This window comes from Spiroplasma sp. ChiS, assembly GCF_002968355.1.
Classification (GTDB): domain Bacteria; phylum Bacillota_I; class Bacilli_A; order Mycoplasmatales; family Mycoplasmataceae; genus Spiroplasma; species Spiroplasma citri.
This window is the reverse complement of record NZ_PUUH01000081.1, coordinates 1-1,752: the sequence shown is the minus strand read 5'-3', so window position 1 is coordinate 1,752 and position 1,752 is coordinate 1. Positions and strand designations below refer to the sequence as shown.

Annotated in this window: 1 pseudogene; it reads left to right on the top strand. The window is 22.8% G+C overall.

Annotation, left to right across the window (positions count from 1 at the left end):
• Position 1 precedes the first annotated feature (1 nt).
• Positions 2–1,752 (top strand): annotated as a pseudogene (locus tag C6B38_RS03065) (spiroplasma phage ORF1-like family protein); the annotation flags it as partial.

Sequence of the window (1,752 nt, the reverse complement as noted above, 5' to 3'; positions counted from 1 at the left end):
TATTTTAACTTTTTTGGGTTTGGTTATTCCATTTATTACTTTAACGGCGTTTAGACCCTTAAATGAGGAGCATTATACGCTTAAACAAGAGAATATTGCTGGTAAAGGTATTAATGAAATTGATTTTATTAATACAATGTTTTTACGCAGTAGTTTTTTTGAAAATTGGTCGGAAACAAATTATTTTATTAATCCAACTTTAAAAACATCAAAAAATTTATTGTTTAATGATAAATGGTATTTAGATTTTTTACAAGATAGTTATTCAACCGGAGTTGTTTATGATAAACCTAATGAAATATTTTTGAATTATTATCGACAATGACATAGTTTAAAAAATCAGTTTATGGTTGAAAAATTTTATGATGTTAAAAAAGAGAATTTTTTGAATGATTTAACTGATTTTATTTATGCCTTTGATGTAAAATATAAGATGTATGATGTATCTAAAAAAATTGTGGAAAATGTTGAGCGTTATAAAGAAAATCATTATCCAAGAGTTAAGTTGAAACAAGATAATTGAAAATTAATTGGTAAAAATAATTATAGTAATGAAATTGAAAATATAAATAATAAATGATATTCAGTTATTTTTAATTTTGGAAATTATAAAATTGTTAATTTTTTTAATTCTAATAATGAAATTAGAATTAATTTTGATAATTTTATTTTATTAAAAGGTAATGATGGTAATTTATATTTATATAAAAAATGAGATAGTCCTTTACCTATTCCAAATATTAATTTTACGATTTATCGTTGAGATGGGGATGGTGAACCACAATTACCAACTATCGACAAAAACACCGGTGAAATTACTGACTGAAATAGTTATCAACAAAATCGTGTAAAAGAATTTATTGATTTATCTTTATATTCTGTTTTGCAAGAAAATATTAGAGTTCAGCAAGGTGGTAGTGCTGATTATGAAAATCCGAATAAGGTTGGTACAAAGCGGATAATTTTTGATTTTGAGACGGTTGATGARTTGGATGTTAAAAATATTAAAAAAGCAATTTATCGRATGATTTTGACTGTTGATGAAGCAAATTTAATTATTTCTGGTAGTTTAGAGTTAAATAATATTAATAATGATGATTTAAGTTTTAATTTTAGTTTTATGCGAACGGGAATGGGTGAAGTTTTTAATTTTAATGGTTCAATTTATTCATCATTAAATAGTAAAGATTTAAAGTATTATCAACAGTTTAGCGGTCAGTTTGATTTACCTAAGTTTTTACAGTCGTTTTTTGCAAGTGCTTTGGTGCCAGTGTTTCAAAATCGTAGTTCGTTTATTGAAAATGGATATATTGATAATTTACAATATGATACTGTTTTAGTTAACTTTTTTGCCTTGAAATTACAAAATTTTAATAATATTTTGTTGAGTGAGAATATTAACGATAAATTGCAATTTGATAAATTATTAAATAGTATGTTTAAGATTTCACAGAAATTTTATACTAATTATTTACGTACGATTTTTGATTTAGAGAATAATACTTATGTTCAAGGTTATAATAAAAAATATGGTTTATTAGTAAATAATGGTTTTAAAATTTACCCACGATATTTTTATTTTTCAGAATAATACTTATGTTCAAGGTTATAATAAAAAATATGGTTTATTAGTAAATAATGGTTTTAAAATTTACCCACGATATTTTTATTTTTCAGATAAATATAAGCAATTAGATATTAAATTATATTCAGCATTTAAAAATCGGTTTTATACGATTAATAATTATGGTA